Annotated in this window: 2 protein-coding genes; both read right to left on the bottom strand. The window is 60.3% G+C overall.

Annotated features, from left to right (window positions below; translation table 11 throughout):
• Positions 1-299: 299 nt before the first annotated feature.
• Positions 300-464: a DUF3309 family protein gene (locus EN935_RS34875; RefSeq protein WP_082525567.1), complete on the bottom strand. Its 165-nt coding sequence runs from the start codon at positions 462-464 to the stop codon at positions 300-302.
• 379 nt (positions 465-843) lie between these two features.
• Positions 844-1,479 carry an isoprenylcysteine carboxylmethyltransferase family protein gene (locus EN935_RS34870; protein WP_245462875.1) on the bottom strand — a complete coding sequence of 212 codons (636 nt, stop codon included), beginning with the start codon at positions 1,477-1,479 and terminating at the stop codon, positions 844-846.
• Positions 1,480-1,668: the final 189 nt, after the last annotated feature.

Here is a 1,668-nt window from a genome sequence, read left to right as displayed (position 1 = left end):
CCGCGGCGTCATGGGCATTGGCAGCCTTCCGTAACTCAACGGCATCGACGCAAGCCGGTTCCCTCGCCCCATCAAGCAAAAGCCCGCTCCGGTTAACCGCAGCGGGCCTTGGAGGAGGACAAGGGGTGGGACCCTCTCCTCTTGTTTCCACGGGGGGTGTGGACCGCGATTACTTTACAAAATTTCGAAACGAGCCGGATCACAAGCAGGTCCGCACACATCACAATCAGGTGCGCGACAGGCACCGACGCGGTCACGAGATTGCGATCGCCCCGAAGTCAATCGAGCGAGCAGCGCGGCTAGATCCGCCCAAGCACAACCAGCACGATGAGGATGAGCAGAACGAGCCCGAGACCACCGCCGCCATAATAACCGGTTCCGTAGAACGGACCGCCGCCAAGGCCGCTGAAGCCGCCAAGCAGCGCAATGATGAGGATAATGATGAGAATGGTTCCTAGGCTCATGGCTTTCCCGCTCCTGTAAGCGCTGATGCGCCGGTTTGAACATCGCGTTATTCGGATGTTGCTGGGGATGTGAACGCTTTCAGAGCATTAGCGTTCCGCCCGGCGAGCGATGCCCAACCGAGGTAACACGCAGAAAGCCCGCCAAGGATGGCGGGCTTTCCGATCGGCCGGAGGCCAGGAGAGTGCGGTCAAGCCTCACGGCTGGTTCGGCACTTCCGATCCGGCAGTCTTGATGTCAGCGGCGTGCGATGAGCAGGCAGAGCTGGCCGCCTGGCCATTCCGCAGGAAATCCGGAAACCTGCATCGCGCGGAAAGCTTGCCATCCGCTCGCAAATGCGGCCGGCGGCCCAGCCCGGTATTGCGGGTGGGCGCCCTGTTGTCAGACGATCCCGTAGAACAGCCTGTAGTGGACGCGTTTTATATAGTCCCGGTACTCCGGCGTGGCGGCCAGCAGCGCCTCTTCGCGCAGGATGCGATGCACCTGGAAGAAGGTGATCACGGCGTAGACGGCAAGATTGTAGAAAGAAAAGGCCGACAGCAGGAACAGGATATGGCCGGCAAGGTAGCCGGCATAGATCGGATGCCGCACAAGGCGGTAGGCGCCGCCGGTCATCACGCCGCGATTGCCCGGCAGAATGGCGAACGAACGGCCCAGCGATATCTTTCCCCAGATCACAAACCCCAACGCCAGGGCCTGCAGAGGCGCCGCGAAATAGACCGGAACGATAGCCACGCCCGGCTCCAGATCGATGAAGCCGACACCGAAACTGGCGATCACAGAGACAACCACCGTGAGCGGATTCCAGTCGCGAACCTGCGGCCGCCGCGACAGAAGCAGCCAGGTAAAGGTCAGGATCTCGGAAATCGCCAACAGCGCCACATTGATACGCGTCGGGTCGAGCATAAGGTGATACACGCCGCGGTAGACGAACAGTCCCGCAAAGGCTAGCGCGCAGATCCGAAAGAAGCCTTCCCGCAAATCAACCAGGATTTCGCGCTTTCGGACTGCGGACAAAATCCCGTCGTCTTTGATGCGCGAAAGGGTTTCGCTTTTTGATATGAGCAACGCAGGCACCCCAATGATCCCTCAGGGCGACCTTTGCATGCAACCATTGCCGGGCAGTTAATCAACAACCTCAGATCGGCATTAAAACGGGATCAACGCTACCGAAGGCATCCGAGCCGCCACCGCATCACGCGACAG

The organism is Mesorhizobium sp. M7D.F.Ca.US.004.03.1.1 (assembly GCF_003998635.1).
Classification (GTDB): domain Bacteria; phylum Pseudomonadota; class Alphaproteobacteria; order Rhizobiales; family Rhizobiaceae; genus Mesorhizobium; species Mesorhizobium loti.
Note: the sequence above shows the minus strand (reverse complement) of the source record. Positions and strands in the feature narration are given on the sequence as shown.

Excerpts from the sequence above, each read along its gene's own strand:
- EN935_RS34875 (WP_082525567.1), bottom strand. The coding sequence starts at position 464 with ATGAGCCTAGGAACCATTCTCATCATTATCCTCATCATTGCGCTGCTT.